The organism is Blastococcus sp. SYSU DS0510 (genome assembly GCF_054050835.1).
The window spans coordinates 270253-286242 of the sequence record NZ_JBJHAC010000001.1 but is presented as its reverse complement, the minus strand read 5'-3'; the positions used below and the strand labels follow the sequence as shown (position 1 = coordinate 286242).

12 protein-coding genes and 2 pseudogenes are annotated in these 15990 nt (G+C 75.8%); 9 read left to right on the top strand and 5 right to left on the bottom strand.

The genetic code is table 11. The features are described from left to right. Nucleotides 1-84 precede the first annotated feature (84 nt). Genes ACI79P_RS01420 through ACI79P_RS01395 form a run of 6 tightly spaced genes read left to right on the top strand, consistent with a single transcriptional unit; the run spans nt 85 to nt 5503 of the window. Nucleotides 85-498, top strand: a complete 414-nt coding sequence (locus ACI79P_RS01420) for a cytochrome c maturation protein CcmE (protein WP_456579254.1) — start codon at nt 85-87, stop codon at nt 496-498. Next, nucleotides 495-2492 (top strand): heme lyase CcmF/NrfE family subunit, encoded by a 1998-nt coding sequence (locus tag ACI79P_RS01415; RefSeq protein WP_456579253.1) that lies wholly within the window; start codon nt 495-497, stop codon nt 2490-2492. The genes ACI79P_RS01420 and ACI79P_RS01415 overlap by 4 nt, the downstream gene beginning before the upstream one ends. After that, nucleotides 2489-3028 (top strand): TlpA family protein disulfide reductase, encoded by a 540-nt coding sequence (locus ACI79P_RS01410; protein ID WP_456579252.1) that lies wholly within the window; start codon nt 2489-2491, stop codon nt 3026-3028. The genes ACI79P_RS01415 and ACI79P_RS01410 overlap by 4 nt, the downstream gene beginning before the upstream one ends. Continuing rightward, nucleotides 3025-4212: a cytochrome c-type biogenesis protein CcmH gene (locus ACI79P_RS01405; protein WP_456579251.1), complete on the top strand. Its 1188-nt coding sequence runs from the start codon at nt 3025-3027 to the stop codon at nt 4210-4212. Before ACI79P_RS01410 ends, ACI79P_RS01405 begins: the two co-directional genes overlap by 4 nt. Beyond that, entirely contained in the window at nt 4209-4607 is a 399-nt protein-coding gene (locus tag ACI79P_RS01400) for a hypothetical protein (RefSeq protein ID WP_456579250.1), read from the top strand. The genes ACI79P_RS01405 and ACI79P_RS01400 overlap by 4 nt, the downstream gene beginning before the upstream one ends. Next, nucleotides 4604-5503 carry a cytochrome c oxidase assembly protein gene (locus tag ACI79P_RS01395; protein ID WP_456579249.1) on the top strand — a complete coding sequence of 300 codons (900 nt, stop codon included), beginning with the start codon at nt 4604-4606 and terminating at the stop codon, nt 5501-5503. The genes ACI79P_RS01400 and ACI79P_RS01395 overlap by 4 nt, the downstream gene beginning before the upstream one ends. Nucleotides 5504-5517: 14 nt before the next feature. Here the strand turns inward: ACI79P_RS01395 and ACI79P_RS01390 are convergent, their stop codons facing one another. Further along, complete coding sequence (locus ACI79P_RS01390) at nt 5518-5925, bottom strand: phage holin family protein (protein ID WP_456579248.1); 408 nt, start codon at nt 5923-5925, stop codon at nt 5518-5520. A 96-nt stretch (nt 5926-6021) separates the two neighbouring features. Then, nucleotides 6022-7500 carry a phytoene desaturase family protein gene (locus ACI79P_RS01385; protein ID WP_456579247.1) on the bottom strand — a complete coding sequence of 493 codons (1479 nt, stop codon included), beginning with the start codon at nt 7498-7500 and terminating at the stop codon, nt 6022-6024. 182 nt (nt 7501-7682) lie between these two features. Here ACI79P_RS01385 and fdh point away from each other — a divergent pair. From fdh to nrfD, 3 genes and pseudogenes are all read left to right on the top strand, one after another. After that, nucleotides 7683-10979: pseudogene (fdh, locus tag ACI79P_RS01380) on the top strand (formate dehydrogenase). Continuing rightward, nucleotides 10976-12028 carry a 4Fe-4S dicluster domain-containing protein gene (locus ACI79P_RS01375; RefSeq protein ID WP_456579246.1) on the top strand — a complete coding sequence of 351 codons (1053 nt, stop codon included), beginning with the start codon at nt 10976-10978 and terminating at the stop codon, nt 12026-12028. Before fdh ends, ACI79P_RS01375 begins: the two are co-directional and overlap by 4 nt. Beyond that, the gene (nrfD, locus tag ACI79P_RS01370; protein ID WP_456579245.1) at nt 12025-13059 is read left to right on the top strand and encodes an NrfD/PsrC family molybdoenzyme membrane anchor subunit; all 1035 of its coding nucleotides are present in this window, start codon (nt 12025-12027) and stop codon (nt 13057-13059) included. The genes ACI79P_RS01375 and nrfD overlap by 4 nt, the downstream gene beginning before the upstream one ends. A 34-nt stretch (nt 13060-13093) precedes the next feature. Here nrfD and ACI79P_RS01365 read toward each other — a convergent pair whose 3' ends face one another. The 3 genes and pseudogenes from ACI79P_RS01365 to ACI79P_RS01355 all read right to left on the bottom strand — a co-directional run bounded on the left by ACI79P_RS01365 (nt 13094) and on the right by ACI79P_RS01355 (nt 15931). Next, nucleotides 13094-13477 (bottom strand): glycoside hydrolase family 15 protein, encoded by a 384-nt coding sequence (locus ACI79P_RS01365; RefSeq protein ID WP_456579244.1) that lies wholly within the window; start codon nt 13475-13477, stop codon nt 13094-13096. Between the two features lie 55 nt (nt 13478-13532). Next, a pseudogene (locus tag ACI79P_RS01360) lies at nt 13533-14903 on the bottom strand (glycoside hydrolase family 15 protein); the annotation flags it as partial. A 2-nt stretch (nt 14904-14905) separates the two neighbouring features. Further along, nucleotides 14906-15931 carry an SDR family oxidoreductase gene (locus tag ACI79P_RS01355; RefSeq protein ID WP_456579243.1) on the bottom strand — a complete coding sequence of 342 codons (1026 nt, stop codon included), beginning with the start codon at nt 15929-15931 and terminating at the stop codon, nt 14906-14908. Nucleotides 15932-15990: the final 59 nt, after the last annotated feature.

Here is a 15990-nt window from a genome sequence, read left to right as displayed (position 1 = left end):
GCTGGCGGTGGTCCTCGGCTTCCTGCTGACCGTGCTGGTGTGGGCGGGGTACCTGTGGGCCACCCGCCCCGGGCGGGAGCGCCGGTGACCCGGCCGGCGGCGCGGCGGCGCGCCCTCTCGGTGCGGCTCCTCGTCGTGGTCGGGGCCGTGGCCGGCGCGCTGGCCCTGCTGGGGGTGAGCGGCCTCGCCGACACGCTCGTCTACTACCGCACGCCGGCCGAGGTGCTCGCGGAGCCGCCGCCGGAGGACGAGCGGCTGCGCCTGGGCGGCCTGGTGCAGGTGGGCAGCCTCGAGCGCGTCGGCGCGGAGGCCCGCTTCACGGTGACCGACGGCGTCGGCACCCTCCCCGTCGTGTACACCGGCGCCCTGCCGGCCGTCTTCGCCGAGGGGCAGGGCGCCGTGGTGGAGGGGTGGCTGCGGGGGGACGGCGTCTTCGTCGGCGACGTCGTCCTCGTCAAGCACTCCAACGAGTACCGGCCCGCCGGGGAGGCCGGGTGACGGCGCTGCTCGGGACCGCCTCGCTGGCCTCCGGGCTCGTCCTCGCGGCCACGTCCGTCGCGGCCTGGGTGGGCGTCGCCTCTGGCCGCGCGTCGGCCGGCTCCGCGCGGCGGCTGACCTACGCCGTCCTCGGCGCGGCACTGGCGGCCGCGGCGGTGCTCGAGTGGGCGCTGCTGACGCACGACTTCGGCGTGCGGTACGTGGCCGAGAACGGCGGCCGCGCCGTCCCGCTGTACTACACGGTGACGAGCCTGTGGTCGGCGCTGGAGGGGTCGCTGCTGCTCTGGCTGGTCGTGCTCGCCGGTTACGCCGCCGCCGTCGCGCGCCGCCCGGACGCCCGGGCCGCCCGTCACCACCCCTGGGTGCTGGTGACGCTCTCGGTGGTCGCCGTCTTCTTCTTCGCGCTGGCGCTCTTCGGCGGCAACGCGTTCGAGCGGGTGTCCCCGGCGCCGGCCGACGGCCCGGGCCCCAACCCGCTGCTGCAGGACAACCCGCTGATGGGGGCCCACCCCCCGCTGCTGTACCTGGGCTACGTCGGGCTCGCGGTGCCCTTCGCCTACGCGGTCGCGGCGCTGGTCACCGGCGACACCGGGCGCGGCTGGCTGCTGGCCGTCCGCCGCTGGACGCTGGTGGCCTGGACCTTCCTGACCCTGGGCATCGTCCTGGGCGCGTGGTGGTCCTACGCGGTGCTGGGCTGGGGCGGCTACTGGGCGTGGGACCCGGTGGAGAACGCCTCCCTGCTGCCCTGGCTGACCGCCACGGCGCTGCTGCACTCGGCGATGGTGCAGGAGCGCCGGGCCACCCTCCGCGTGTGGAACGTCTGCCTGGCGGTGGCCGGCTTCGTGCTCGTGCTGGTCGGCACGTTCCTCACCCGCAGCGGGATCGTGGACAGCGTGCACGCCTTCAGCCGGTCGTCCCTGGGCGCGCTGCTCCTGGGGTTCATCGGCGTCGTGCTGGTCACCGTCGCGGTGCTGCTCGTGTGGCGCGCCGACCGGCTCGGGCCCGACGGGACCCTGCACGCCCGGCTCTCCCGGGAGACGGTGTTCCTGGGCAACAACGTCCTGCTGGTCGGGCTGGCCTTCACGGTGCTCCTGGGCACGCTGTTCCCGGTGTTCGCCCAGCTCGCCGACGGCAGCCAGGTCTCGGTCGGCCCGCCGTACTTCAACCAGATGGCGGTGCCGGTCGCGCTCGTCGTCCTGCTCCTCATGGCCCTCGGGCCGCTGGTGTCGTGGGGCGGTGACTCGGTGCCGGCGCTCGCGCGGCGGGCGGCGGGGCCGGTCGCCGTCTCCGTCTCGTCCGTGGCGCTGCTCGTCGTGCTCGGCGTCCACGGGGCCGCGGCGCTGACCTCCTTCGGCCTGGCCGCCCTGGTGCTCACCACCGCGGTGCAGCTGGTGGCCCAGGGGGCCCGCGTCGCGCGACGGACCACCGGCCGGCCGTGGCCGGGCTCCCTCCTGGAGGCCGTGCGCCGCCGGCGGCGGCTGCACGGCGGGCTGGTCGTGCACGTCGGGGTCGCGCTGGCGGCGGTCGCCGTCGCGGCGTCCTCGTCGTTCGCGACCGCCACGGAGCAGCGTGTCGACGTGGGGGAGGCGGTGGCGGCGGCCGGGTGGACGGCGCGGCTGGAGTCGGTCGAGCGCGAGCGCACCGCGCAGGAGATGCGCGTGGTCGCCCGGGTGGCGCTGACCGAGGACGGGACGCCCCGCGGCACGGCCGAGCCGGAGCTGCGGACCTTCCCGGCGCACTCGATCACCGTGGCCTCGCCGGCGGTCCGCTCCACGCCCGCCGGCGACGTCTACCTGACCGTCACCGAGGTCGATCCCGACGGCGGGTGGGCCCTCCTGCGCATCGCCGTGAACCCGCTGGTCTCCTGGCTCTGGATCGCCGGCGCGGTGATGGCCCTCGGGGCCGTGATCGCCGGGTGGCCCGCCCGCCGGGCCCGGCGCGACCGCGCACCGTCGGAGGCCCCCGTGCCGAGCCTGCCGTCGGGGGAGCGGTGAGCGGCCGGCGGCGGTGGCTGCTGCTGGTCCCCGCCCTGCTGGTGGGCCTGGCGCTGCTGGTCCCGCTGGCCCTCGCGCTGGACCGCCCCCGGGGGGCGTCGGCCACGGCGATGGTCGGCGGCCCCGCCCCGGCGTTGTCGGGCGCCACGCTCGACGGCGGGCACCTCGACCTCGCGGAGCTGCGCGGCTCGGTCGTGCTCGTGAACGTGTGGGCGTCCTGGTGCGCCCCCTGCCGGGAGGAGATGCCCCTGCTGGTCGAGACGGCGCGGCAGTGGGGGCCGGAGGGCCTGCGGCTCGTCGGGATCGACGTGAACGACGACGGAGCCGCCGCGCGGGAGTTCCTCGCCGGTGTCGGGGGGACCTCCTTCCCGAGCGTGGCCGACCCGGACGGCCGGCTGGCGGTCGAGTGGGGGACGACGGGCGTGCCCGAGACCTTCGTGGTCGACCGCGAAGGCACGGTCGTCGCGCGGCGGGTGGGACCCGTCTCGCCCGAGTGGCTGGCGGAGGAAGTGCTGCCGCGGTTGGAGGAGGGGTGAGCGGCCGGCTGCGGGTCCTCGCCGTGGTGCTGGCCGCCCTCGCGCTGGTCGCCGCCCTGTGGTGGCGCCAGGAGCCGGCGGGGCGCGCCGACCCCGCGGCGACCGCGCGCGAGGTCGCGGCCGGGCTCCGCTGCCCCACCTGCGCCGGTGAGTCGGCGGCGGACTCGGCGGCTCCGGCGGCCCGCGGGATGCGCGCGGTCATCGCCGAGCAGGTCGCGGCCGGCCGGAGCCCCGAGGAGATCCGCGCGCACTTCGCGGCCCGCTACGGCGAGTGGATCCTGCTCGACCCGCCGCGGGAGGGGGTGGGCTGGGCGCTGGTCGTGCTTCCCGGGGCGGCCCTGCTCGGCGGGGCGGTCGCGGTCGGCGTCCTGGTCTCCCGCCGCCGGCCGGCCGGCCGGCCGGCGCTGACCGACGCGGAGCGCAGCGCGGCCGAGGCCGCGGTGGCGGCGGCCCTGGCCCGCCGTGACCGGCTGACCGGCTCCGGTGAGGACGAGCGGCTGGAGGCGGCCCTGCAGCTGCTCGACGACGTCCGGTCCGGGCCGCGGGGTGCGCATGCCCGCACCGCCGAGGACGAGCTGCTGGCGGAGGTGCTGCGGCTGGCCTCGCCCGGGCCTGAGCGGGCGCGTACCGCGGCCGCGGAGGACGACACGGCGCCCGGCCCGGCGCCGGATCGGCGGGCGTGGCTGCCGCGCCCCGCGGTCCTCGTCCCGGTGGTCGCCGTCGCGGCGGTGGCAGCGGTCGCCGTGGTCGCCGTCCCCCGGGTGCTCGCACCCGCCGCCGCCGGGCCGCAGCAGGCAGCCGTGCCGGCCGCCCAGGAGGGCGCGGTCGCCGCCGACCTCGCCGACGAGCTGCTCCGGCAGGCGCGGGCGCTGGACGACGCGGGCCGGTTCGCCGAGGCGGCGACCGCGTACCGGGCGGTGCTCGAGGAGCGCCCGCAGGACCTCGCGGTGGTGCTGTCGCTGGCGTTCGCCCTGCTCCGCGACGAGCGGCCGGACGAGGCCGTCCCCTTGGTGCGGACCGTCCTGGCCGCGGCGCCCGAGCACCCGGAGGCGCTCCTGATGCTCGGGTCCGCCGAGCACGCCCTCGGGGATCCGGCGGCGGGCACCACCCTGCGGCGCTTCCTGGAGCTGGCCCCCGAGCACCCGGCCGCCCACGCCGTGCGGGAACTGCTGGGGGAGCCGTGACCGCGCGCCCCGCACGAGCCCTGCTCCCGCTCGCGCTCCTGGCCGCCGTCACCGGGTGCACGGCCGACGCCCCGCCGGCGGCACCGGGTCCACCGGCGGCCGAGCAGCGGGTCGGGCTGACCGAGTGGGACGTCCTCACCGAGGGCCGCCCGCTGGCCGCGGGGGAGGTCCGGCTCGTCGTGACCAACGCCGGCGCCGCGCCGCACGACCTCGCCGTCCGCGTCGACGGCGACGAGCGGGCCGTCACCCCGGTGCTCGACCCCGGTGAGGCGCACGAGCTGGCCTTCGCGGTGTCGGCCGACGAGCGCGTCGAGCTCTGGTGCACGGTGACCGGGCACCACGCCGCAGGTATGCACACGGTCGTCGACGTCGTCGACACCGAGGGCGCGCGGTGAGCGGCGTCCCGCTCCCGGCGAGCACGCTCGCCCACCCGCTGGGCGGGGATGGCGGCTGGTCGTGGGCGACGATCGCGGTGCTGGGCCTGGCCGCCCTCGGCTACGCGTGCCTGCTCACCTGGTCGGCCCCCCGCCGCCGCTCCCCGTGGGCGGTCGCCGGCCCGGGTGCCGCCTGGTTGCTCGGGCTGGTCGCGCTCGGTGCCGCCCTGGCGTCACCGCTGGAGCAGCTCGCCGAGGACTCCCTCGCCGCGCACATGGTGCAGCACCTGCTGCTGACCATCGTGGCCGCGCCGCTGCTGGTGCTCGCCGACCCGGTCCCGCGCGTGCTCGCGGCGCTGCCGCCCCCGGCGCGCGGGGTCGTCGCGGCACCGTGGGCGGCGGTGGTCCGGTGGGCGCGCCGCCCGGCCGTGGTGCTCGGCGTTGCTGGTGGCTACCTCACCGTGGTCCTGCTGTGGCACCTGCCCGGGGCCTACGAGGCGGCCGTCCGCTCGGAGGTCCTCCACGTCGCCGAGCACCTGACGTTCCTCACCGCGGCCGCCGTCTTCTGGTGGTGCGTGCTCCGGGTTCCGCGCCGGCGGCTCGGCCAGCTGGTGGCCGGGCTGGTCGCCGTCCTGGTGCCGGCGTTCGGCGAGGCGGTGCTCGGCGGCGTCATGATGCTCTCGTCCACCCCCTGGTACGGGGTGTACGTGGGGACGGCGGCCGAGCACGGCTTCGACCCCGTCGCCGACCAGCAGGTCGCCGGCGCCGTCCTGTGGGCCGCCGGCACGCCGGTCTACCTGCTGGCCGCCGTCCTGCTGCTGCTGCGCCTGCTCCGCTCCGCACCGGAGGAGGACGCGCCGCCGGTCCCGCCCGTACCCGCCTGGTCCCGGCCGGCCCTGGACGCCGCGGACCGCTGAGGCGCCCCGGAGGCTCAATCGGCCGGGGGGCGCTCGGTGGCCGTGGCGGCGCGGAGGTCCTCGCGGAGGCTGTCCACCACCTCGTCGGGGACGAGCGGCCACGCCCGGCGGAGCTCCGCCAGGGCGCCGGCGGTCAGCGCGCCGGCGCCACCGGCGAGCAGCCCGGTCGTCAGCGCGGCGGAGGTCGTGGGGCTGACCGTCCGGTCCAGGAGGCGCAGCAGCAGGGCGGCCGAGCTGCCGACGGCCATCGCCCCGAGGACGCCGGCGGCCCCGAGGAGCGCGCCGGCGCGGCCGGCCTGCCGCGCCTTCCCGGCGAGTTCGGCCTGGGCGTGCTGCAGCTCCTGCCGGACGAGGGTCGAGAGTTCGGCGCTCAGGGACTGGAGCAGATCGCTGGTGGAGGTGTTCCGGTTCGGCTCGCTCATGGGGTGCTCCTCGCGCTCGGGCGGGTGGACCGGTGCGGCACCACGTCCGCTACCCGGCGGCCCCGGGCCCCGAACCCGGGGCACCGAGCCGGGCCGTCAGGCCGCGGGCGGTCGCAGCGGCGGGGCCGTCCGCACCCCGAAGACCTCCCGCAGCGCGACGCGGGCCGCGTTGTCCCCGCACGTGCCGTGCACGGCGGGCCCGGGCGGGGTGGCCGCCGACGCGAGGTAGGTGCCGGGGACCGGGGTCCGGTAGGGGTTCCAGCGGGGCACGGGGCGGGCGAGCATCTGCCACAGGGACGCCAGCCCGTTGGAGATGTCGCCGCCGACGTCGTTGGGGTTGTGCGCCTCCAGCTCCCGCGGGCTCGTGGTGTGCCGGTCGAGGACCGTGTCCCGGAAGCCGGGGGCGAAGCGTTCGACCTGCGCCTCGATGCGCTCGGTCATGTCGACCTCCGAGCCCGGGGGCACGTGCACGTAGGCCCACAGCACGTGCCTGCCGGCGGGTGCGCGCGTCGGGTCGACGACGGTGGGCTGGGCGGCCAGCACGAACGGTCGCTCGACGTGCCGCCCCTCGGCCGGCGCCGACTCGGCGGCGACCGTCTCCTCCAGGGTGCCCGCCAGGTGCACGGTGCCGGCGCGCCGGACGTCGGGGGCGGTCCAGGGCACCGGCTCCGACAGCGCCCAGTCCACCTTGAACACCCCGGGGCCGCCGCGGTACCTGCCGACCCACCGCCGGTAGCCCTCGTGCACGCGGTCCCCGGCCATGCGGACGAACGCCGACGGCGTGGTGTCGAGCAGGACGGCGGGCACGCCGTCGAACTCCCGCAGGTCGGTCACCTCGTGCCCGGTGACCAGCTCGCCGCCCTGCTCCTCCAGCGCGCTCACCATGGCGTCGGCGAGGCGCTGCGAGCCGCCCTCCACCAGCGGCCAGCCCCGGTGGTGGGCGAGCATGCCCAGCAGCAGCCCGAGCCCCCCGGTGATCATCCGGTCGAGCTCCAGCATCCCGTGGGCCGCGGCGCCGGCGAGCAGGGCCCGGGGCTCGTCCGTGCGGAACCACAGCCGCGTGAGCCGACCGATGTCCGGGAGCCCGTTGGCGGCGAACCAGGCCAGTGCCGGGATGCCCCGGGTGGGCACCCGGCGGAAGGCGCTGCCGAGGACGTAGTCGACGACGTCGTCCGCGTGCTCGACCAGAGGCTCCAGGAGGCGGCGGTAGGCGGGGCCGTCCGGTCCGAGACCCGCCGCGGTCTCCTGCAGCGACGGGTGGGCGACCGCGGCGCGCCCCCCGTCGAACGGGTGCGCGTAGGGGATCTCCGGCGAGAGCAGCCGCACTCCCCGGGCGGCGAGGTCGAACTCCCGGAAGAAGGGCGCCGCGGCGGCCATCGGGTGCACCGACGCGCACACGTCGTGGGCGAAACCCGGCCGGGTCAGCTCGGCCGTGCGGAGCCCGCCACCGGGTCGCGGGTTCCGCTCGACGACCTGCACGCGCAGACCGGCGGCGGCCAGCCGCAGCGCCGCCGCCAGCCCGTTGGGCCCCGAACCGACGACGACGGCATCCGGCTTCCCGCTCACCGACCCCATGCTGGGGGAGGGCCCCGCCACCGGCCAGCCGGCGACGGCGGGAGGGCGCGCGGACGTGCAGGTGCACGGGCCGGTGGCTAGGGTCGGGAGCGGCAGCCGAACGGGCCGAGGTGTGCGACCGGAGACCGTGCCTGCACGCCCCGGCACCCCGTCCGCCTCCGGCCGGACGGGCCCTGCAGGAGGTGCTCGTGAAGACCTGGCTCGACGCGTGGCCGGTGGTCCGGCAGCTCACCGGCGACGACCCCCTCGGTCGCGGGGACGCCGTGCGCAGCAGGCGGACCGACTCCCTCACCCCTCGCACGGCCACCGCGGACCGGGTCGTGCAGAGCGTCTGCCCCTACTGCGCGGTGGGCTGCAGCCAGCGGGTGTTCGTGGAGGACGAGAAGGTCACCCAGATCGAAGGCGACCCCGACTCGCCGATCAGCCGCGGCCGGCTCTGCCCCAAGGGCGCGGCCAGCAAGAGCCTGGTCACCAGCCCCACCCGCCAGACCACGGTCCGGTACCGCCGGCCGCACGGGACGGAGTGGGAGGACCTCGACCTCGACACGGCGATGGACATGATCGCCGACCGGGTGATCCGCACCCGCCGCGAGACCTGGCAGGACGAGGTCGACGGCAAGCGGGTCAACCGGACCATGGGGATAGCGAGCCTCGGAGGGGCGACCCTCGACAACGAGGAGAACTACCTCATGAAGAAGCTCTACACCGCGCTGGGCGCGGTGCAGGTCGAGAACCAGGCGCGCATATAGCACTCCTCCACGGTCCCCGGTCTGGGGACCACGTTCGGTCGCGGCGGGGCGACGATGCCGCAGCAGGACCTGGCCAACTCCGACTGCATCGTCATCCAGGGCTCCAACATGGCCGAGGCCCACCCGGTGGGCTTCCAGTGGGTGATGGAGGCCAAGGCGCGCGGCGCGACGGTCATCCACGTCGACCCGCGGTTCACCCGCACCAGCGCGCTGGCCGACCTGCACGTCCCCCTCCGGGCGGGCAGCGACATCGCCTTCCTCGGCGGGTTGATCAACCACGTCCTGCAGAACGGCCTGGAGTTCCGCGAGTACGTCGCCGCCTACACCAACGCGGCGGCCATCCTGCGGGAGGACTTCCAGGACACCGAGGACCTCGACGGGCTGTTCTCCGGCTACGACGCGGAGAACGGGCAGTACGACGAGACGACGTGGCAGTACGAGGGCACGTCCGTGACCGCTGCCGCGGGGCAGCGGCAGGCACCCAAGCCGGGGGCGTCGGGCACGTCGGGCGGCGGGCAGGCCGACGCGCCGGACGCCGAGGAGCACTCCGAGGGCGGCTCGGAGCAGGCGGGGAGCGGCGGGATCCCCGTGGGCGGGAAGCCCCGCCGGGACGAGACCCTGCAGCACCCGAGGTGCGTCTTCCAGGTGCTCAAGCGCCACTACGCGCGCTACACCCCGGAACTGGTCCACGAGGTGTGCGGCATCGAGCCGGCCGTCTTCCTGAAGGTCGCCGACGCGCTCACCAGCAACTCCGGGCGGGAGCGCACCAGCGCCTTCGTCTACTCGGTGGGCTGGACGCAGCACACCGTCGGCGTCCAGTACATCCGCGCGGCCGGCGTGCTGCAGGCGCTGCTGGGGAACATGGGCCGCCCGGGTGGCGGGATCCTGGCGCTGCGCGGGCACGCGAGCATCCAGGGGTCCACCGACATCCCCACCCTCTACAACATCCTCCCGGGCTACATCCCCATGCCCCACGCCCGCGAGGACCGCGACCTCGACGACTTCGTCGCGGAGGCCTCGGGCTCCGTCGGCTACTGGGGCAACATGCGGACGTACACGGTCAGCCTGCTGAAAGCCTGGTGGGGCGACGCCGCGCAGCCGGAGAACGACTTCTGCTTCGACCACCTGCCCCGGCTGACCGGCGACCACAGCAACTACACGACGATCGCCGAGCAGATCCAGGGCAGCGTGCCGGGCTACTTCCTGGTCGGGGAGAACCCCGTGGTCGGCAACGCCAACGGCAAGATGTCCCGCCTCGGCCTGGCCAACCTCGAGTGGCTCGTCGTCCGCGACCTGCAGATGATCGAGTCGGCGACGTTCTGGCAGAACGGCCCGGAGATCGAGACCGGTGAGCTGGTCACCGAGCAGATCCCGACCGAGGTCTTCTTCCTGCCCGCGGCGGCGCACGTGGAGAAGGACGGCTCGTTCACCAACACCCAGCGGCTGCTGCAGTGGCACTCCCAGGCCGTGGAGCCGCCGGGGGACTGCCGCAGCGACCTGTGGTTCTACTTCCACCTCGGCCGGATCATCCGCGAGAAGCTGGCCGGCTCCACCGACCCCCGGGACCGGCCGGTCCTCGAGCTCACCTGGGACTACCCGACCCACGGACCGCTGGACGAGCCCAGCGCGCAGGCGGTGCTCCGCGAGATCAGCGGGACCGGGCCGGACGGCACGGCGGTCTCCGGGTACACCGAGCTCGCGGACGACGGGTCGACCAGGTGCGGCTGCTGGATCTACTCCGGCGTCTTCGCCGACGAGGTGAACCAGGCCAACCGCAAGAAGCCGCACACGGAGCAGGACCTGGTGGCGCCGGAGTGGGGCTGGGCGTGGCCGATGAACCGCCGCGTGCTCTACAACCGCGCCTCCGCCGACCCCGAGGGCCGGCCCTGGAGCGAGCGCAAGAAGTACGTCTACTGGGACGAGGACGCGCAGGAGTGGACCGGCCCCGACGTCCCGGACTTCCAGGCCACCAAGCGGCCCGACTTCGTACCCGACGAGGGCGCCACGGCCGAGCACGCGCTGGCCGGCACCGACCCGTTCATCATGCAGGGCGACGGGAAGGCGTGGCTCTTCGTGCCGGCCGGGCTGGCCGACGGGCCGATGCCGACCCACTACGAGCCGGCCGAGTCGCCGGTGCCCAACCCCTTGTACGAGCAGCAGGCCAACCCGGCCCGCAAGGAGCTGCGGGGTGCCTGGAACCGGGCCAACCCGGCGCTGGACGAGACCTTCCCGTTCGTCGTCACCACCTACCGGCTCACCGAGCACCACACGGCGGGTGGGATGAGCCGCACGCTGCCCTACCTCGCCGAGCTGCAGCCCGAGTTCTTCTGCGAGGTCAGCCCCCAGCTGGCCGCGGAGCGCGGCCTCGAGCACATGGGGTGGGCGACGCTGGTGAGCGCGCGCAACGCCATCGAGGCGCGGGTGCTGGTCACCGAGCGGATGCGCCCGTTGCGGGTCGCCGGCCGCGAGGTCCACCAGATCGGGATCCCGTACCACTGGGGCCAGAACGGCATCACGACCGGCGACTCCGCCAACGAGCTGCTCGGCGTGGTGATGGACCCGAACGTGCACATCCAGGAGTCCAAGGTGGCCACCTGCGACATCCGGCCCGGCCGCCGGCCCCGCGGCCCCGCGCTGGTCGAGTTCGTCGAGGAGCACCGCCGCCGGGCCGGGGTGGCGAGCGGACGGCTCGGCCCCAACGGGCGGGCCCCGATCGAGGAGCGGTCATGACGACGATCAGCTCGGCCAGCACCGCGTTCTCCGGCGACGACCCGCACAACCGGCTGTTCGGGCCGGTGCCGGACGTCGCCGGCGAGCGCGGCTACGGCTCTGGTGACGGGGCCGACGACCACCCGCCGCGGGTCGGCTTCTTCACCGACACGTCGGTGTGCATCGGCTGCAAGGCCTGCGAGGTGGCGTGCAAGGAGTGGAACACGCTCCCGATGGACGACGCCGAGGGCAACCGCGCCGAGCTCGGGCTGACCGGGGCGTCGTACGACAACACCGGCATGCTGGGCGCCAACAGCTGGCGGCACGTCGCCTTCGTCGAGCAGAGCCGTGCGGTCGACCTCCCGATGCCGACGGTGGGGGCGCCGGGGACGGCCGGCGGTCAGCGGCCGCTGGAGGACCCACCCGTCGTCCACTCGCAGGTGCCCGCCTCGGCGACCACGGCCGAGCAGAGCGCACCGCAGCAGACGTCGTCGGCGGACCGGGAGATCCGGTGGCTGATGAGCTCCGACGTCTGCAAGCACTGCACCCACGCCGCCTGCCTGGACGTCTGCCCCACCGGCTCGCTGTTCCGCACCGAGTTCGGCACCGTGGTGGTGCAGGAGGACATCTGCAACGGCTGCGGCTACTGCGTGCCCGCCTGCCCCTACGGCGTCATCGACCAGCGGCACGACGACGGCCGGGTGTTCAAGTGCACCCTCTGCTACGACCGGCTGACCGACGGCCTGCAGCCCGCGTGCGCGAGCGCCTGCCCGACCGAGTCGATCCAGTTCGGCGACCTCGACCAGCTCCGGGCCCGTGCCGACGCCCGGCTGGCGGCGCTCCAGGACAAGGGCGTCGAGGGTGCCCGGCTGTACGGGCACGAGGACACCGACGGGGTCGGGGGAGCGGGCGCCTTCTTCCTGCTCCTCGACGAGCCCGAGGTCTACGGGCTGCCACCGGATCCGGTGGTGACCACGCGTGATCTGCCGTCCATGTGGCGGCACGTCGCCGCGGGCGCGGCGATGGTCGTGGGACTGGTGGCCTCGGCCTTCGCGGGGCGACGCCGGTGACCGCGGCCGAGGGCGTTCCGGGGGAGGGCTGGCGCCGGGCGGACGGCCCACCGGCGCAGGACCGGGAGCGGCGGCGCCGTGCGGGCGCCCGCCCGCCGCGGCCCGGTGAGTCGGTGGTGGGGGAAGCGGAGTTCACCTCCTACTACGGGCGCCCGGTGATCAAGCCGCCGGTGTGGAAGACCCCCGACGTGCCGCTGTACCTCTTCCTCGGGGGGGCGGCGGGGACCTCGGCGCTGCTGGGGACGATGGCCGAGCTGACCGGCCGGCCGGCCCTCTCGCGGGCCGCGCACCTGACCGCAGGCGGTGCGGCGCTCACCTCGGTGGGTTTCCTGATCCACGACCTCGGCCGACCCGCGCGCTTCCTCAACATGCTGCGGGTCTTCAAACCGACCTCGCCGCTGTCGGTGGGCTCCTGGGTGCTGGCGCCGTTCAGCGCGCTCGCCACGGCCACGGCCGGCGCGCACCTGCTGGACCGCTTCCCGCGTCTGCGGCTGCTCACCGGGGCGGGCGCGGCGGTGCTCGGCGGGCCGATGACGACCTACACCGCGGCGCTGCTCGCCGACACCGCGGTGCCCTCCTGGCACGAGGCGCACCGGGAGCTGCCGTTCGCGTTCGCCGGCTCGGCGATGGCTGCGGGGGGCGGGATCGCCGCCGCCCTCACCCCCGCGGAGGAGTCCGGGCCGGCCCGGCAGGTGGCCGTGACGGGGGCGGTGATCGAGCTGGCGGCGATGCACCGGGTGGAGCACGGGCACGGCGTGGTGAGCGAGCCGTACCGCACCGGCCGCGCGGGGCGGCTGCTGCAGGTCGCGCGCGCCTGCACGGTGACCGGGACGGCGCTGACGCTGGCCGCCGGCCGGCGGCGGGTGCCGGCGGTGCTCGGTGGGACCCTCCTGGCGGCCGGCTCGGCGCTCACCCGGTTCGGCGTCTTCGACGCAGGCATGGCCAGCGCGAAGGACCCCCGGTACACCGTCGAGCCCCAGCGGGCGCGCGCGGCCGCCCGGGACGCCGCGGCCGCCGACGCCCGGTCCTGAGCGGCGCGGTCGCCCCCCGGGGACGGCCGCCGGCCTACCCGATCCCGGTGGGGTGCCCGTCGGGCTCCTCGGCCGGGTGGGTGCCGCTGAGGTGGCGCGCGGCGTTGACCAGCCCGACGTGGCTGAACGCCTGCGGGGTGTTGCCCATGTGGCGGCCGCACCCCGTGTCGTACTCCTCGCTGAGCAGGCCCACGTCGTTGCGCAGCCCCAGCAGGCGCTCGAACAGCTGCTCGGCCTCCGCGCGGCGACCGATCCCGGCAAGGGCGTCGACGAGCCAGAAGCTGCAGGCGAGGAAGGTGCTCTCCGCGCCGGGCAGGCCGTCCACCCCGCCGTCGGTGCCGGTCCGGTAGCGCAGCAGGAGACCGTCCTCGGACAGTTCCCGCCGCACGGCCTCCACCGTGCCGACGACGGGGGTCACCCCAGTCCAGGAAACCGAACCGCGGGATGAGCAGCAGGGCCGCGTCGAGCCCGCGGGAGCCGTAGAACTGGGTGAACGTCCCCCGCTCGGCGTCGTACCCCCGGGCGCAGACGTCGGCGTGGATCTCCGCCCGGAGGGCCCGCCAGCGGTCCAGCGGCCCGTCGAGCCCGAGGTCCTGCACCGCGTGGACGGCCCGGTCGACACCTGCCCAGGCCATGACCTTGCTGTGCACGAAGTGGCGAGGCCGCCCCCGGACCTCCCAGAGGCTGTGGTCGGGCTCGTCCCAGTGGGACTCCAGGAAGTCCATCAGCCCGCGCTGCAGCGCCCAGGCGTCCTCCGTGCTGGGCAGCCCGGCCAACCGGCCGAGGTGCAGCCCGACGAGGACCTCCCCCCAGACGTCCAGCTGGAACTGGCCCGCGGCGGCGTTCCCGACGCGGACCGGCCGGGAGCCCTCGTACCCGGCCAGCCAGGTCAGCTCCTGCTCGGGCAGCCTCCGGGTGCCGTCCAGGGAGTACATGATGCGGAGTTCGGCGGGGTCGCCGGCCACGGCCCGCAGCAGCCAGTCGCGCCACGCCCTGGCCTCGGCGACGTACCCGGAGCCGAGGAGCGCCTGCAGCGTGAAGGTCGCGTCCCGGAGCCAGGTGAAGCGGTAGTCCCAGTTCCGCACGCCCCCGAGCTCCTCGGGCAGCGACGTGGTGGCCGCGGCCACGATGCCGCCGCTGGGTGCGTAGGTCAGCGCCTTGAGGGTGACCAGTGAACGGCGGACGGCCTCGCCCCAGCGGCCGGTGTAGTTCGAGCGGGCGACCCAGTCGGCCCAGAAGGCCTCGGTGTCGGCCAGGGCCCGGTCGGCCGCGACCGGACGGGGGCGCGGCCGGTACGAGGGGCCGTGGCTCAGGACGAACGGCACCCGGTCCCCGCCGGCGACCTCGAACTCGGCGATCGCCGTCCCGCTCCGCCGTTCCTGCGCGATCGGTGTCCGCAGCCACACCGCATCGGGCCCGGCGATCGCCACCAGGTCGCCGTCGTCGTCCTCGTGCACCCAGGGCCGCACGTGCCCGTAGTCGAACCGGGGGCGCAGCTCCGACCGCATGCGGACCCGGCCGGACCGCCCCTCGACGAGCCGGACGACCTCGGCCCCCTCGCCGCGGACAGGCATGAGGTCGACGACGCGGACCGTGCCCTCGGCGGTCTCCCACTCGGTCTCCAGGATCAGCGAGTCACCGCGGTAGCGCCGGTGGGTGCACGGTGCCCCGTCGGCCGGGCCGAGCTGCCAGCGCCCCGCCCGCTCGTCGTCGAGCATCGCGGCGAAGCAGGCGGGGGAGTCGAACCGGGGCAGGCACAACCAGTCCATCGACCCGTCGCGGCCCACGAGCGCAGCGGTCTGCAGATCACCGATGAGCGCGTAGTCCTCGATCCGTGGCGCCATCGTCAGCGGGTACGGCGCCACGCGGCCAGCCCCGTGGCTACTGCCCCGGTGCCGAGCGCGGCCAGCGTGCCGTGGTGCCGGCCGGCCCAGATCTGCGGGTCCCAGGAGCGGGTCCGGTTGCGGAAGCTGCCCTGCGCGCCGAAGTCCCGCCCGTCGCGCCCGTCGGCCGGCTCCCACAGGTTCACCGGGTCGTCGGGCGAGGCCTTCACGCCCCGCTGCTGCCCGTCGTAGCCGTTGCGGGCCAGGTAGCGGTCCAGGAACTGCGGCCAGACCTTGTTGCCCAGGATCGTCCACACCGTCGGGTTGCCGACCCACCACGCGCGCCGCCGCGGGTGCTCGCTGGCGTGGACGAGCGCCTCGGCCATCATGTCGACGGGGTAGATCGGCGGCACCGGCTGGGGACGCTCGGAGAGCTTGTTGAGCACCCAGTCGAACTGCGGGGTGTTGACGCCGGGCAGGTTCACCATCGTCACGTGCACGTTGCTGCCGTCGTGCCGGAGCTCGGTGAGCAGCGACTCGGTGAAGCCCTTGACGGCGTGCTTGGCGCCGCAGTAGACGCTCTGCAGGGGGATGCCGCGGTAGGCGAGCGCCGAGCCGGTCTGGACGATGACGCCGCGGTCGCGGGGCTTCATCCGCCGCAGCGCCGACATCGTCCCGTGCACGAAGCCCAGGTAGGTGACCTGGGTGACGCGCTCCCACTCGGCGGCGGTGATCTGCTCGAACGGCGCGAAGACCGTGCTGAACGCGACGTTGCACCAGACGTCGATCGGCCCGAACTCGTCCTCGACCCGGCTCGCCGCGGCGTCCACGGCGGCCGCGTCGGCGACGTCGACCGGGATCACCAGCGGGGTCCCGCCGGCGGCCCGGACGTCCGCCGCGGCTCCGGCCAGGCCGGTCTCGCCACGTGCCAGCAGGGCCACCCGGTCACCCCTCCGGGCGAAGGCGACCGCGGTGGCCCTGCCGATCCCACCGCTGGCCCCGGTCACGACGACGACCCGGCCGCTCCCGGCTGCTCCCGTTCCGCGCACGGCAGACACCTCCCGCGTTCGGCGCGGCGCGGGCCGGGCCCGGCCGCACGATGTCGGCG

Bases quoted from the DNA above. Each gene is read 5' to 3' on its own strand.
- ACI79P_RS01390 (WP_456579248.1), bottom strand. From the start codon at position 5,925: ATGAGCGAGCCGAACCGGAACACCTCCACCAGCGATCTGCTCCAGTCC.
- ACI79P_RS01385 (WP_456579247.1), bottom strand. From the start codon at position 7,500: ATGGGGTCGGTGAGCGGGAAGCCGGATGCCGTCGTCGTCGGTTCGGGG.
- ACI79P_RS01375 (WP_456579246.1), top strand. From the start codon at position 10,976: ATGACGACGATCAGCTCGGCCAGCACCGCGTTCTCCGGCGACGACCCG.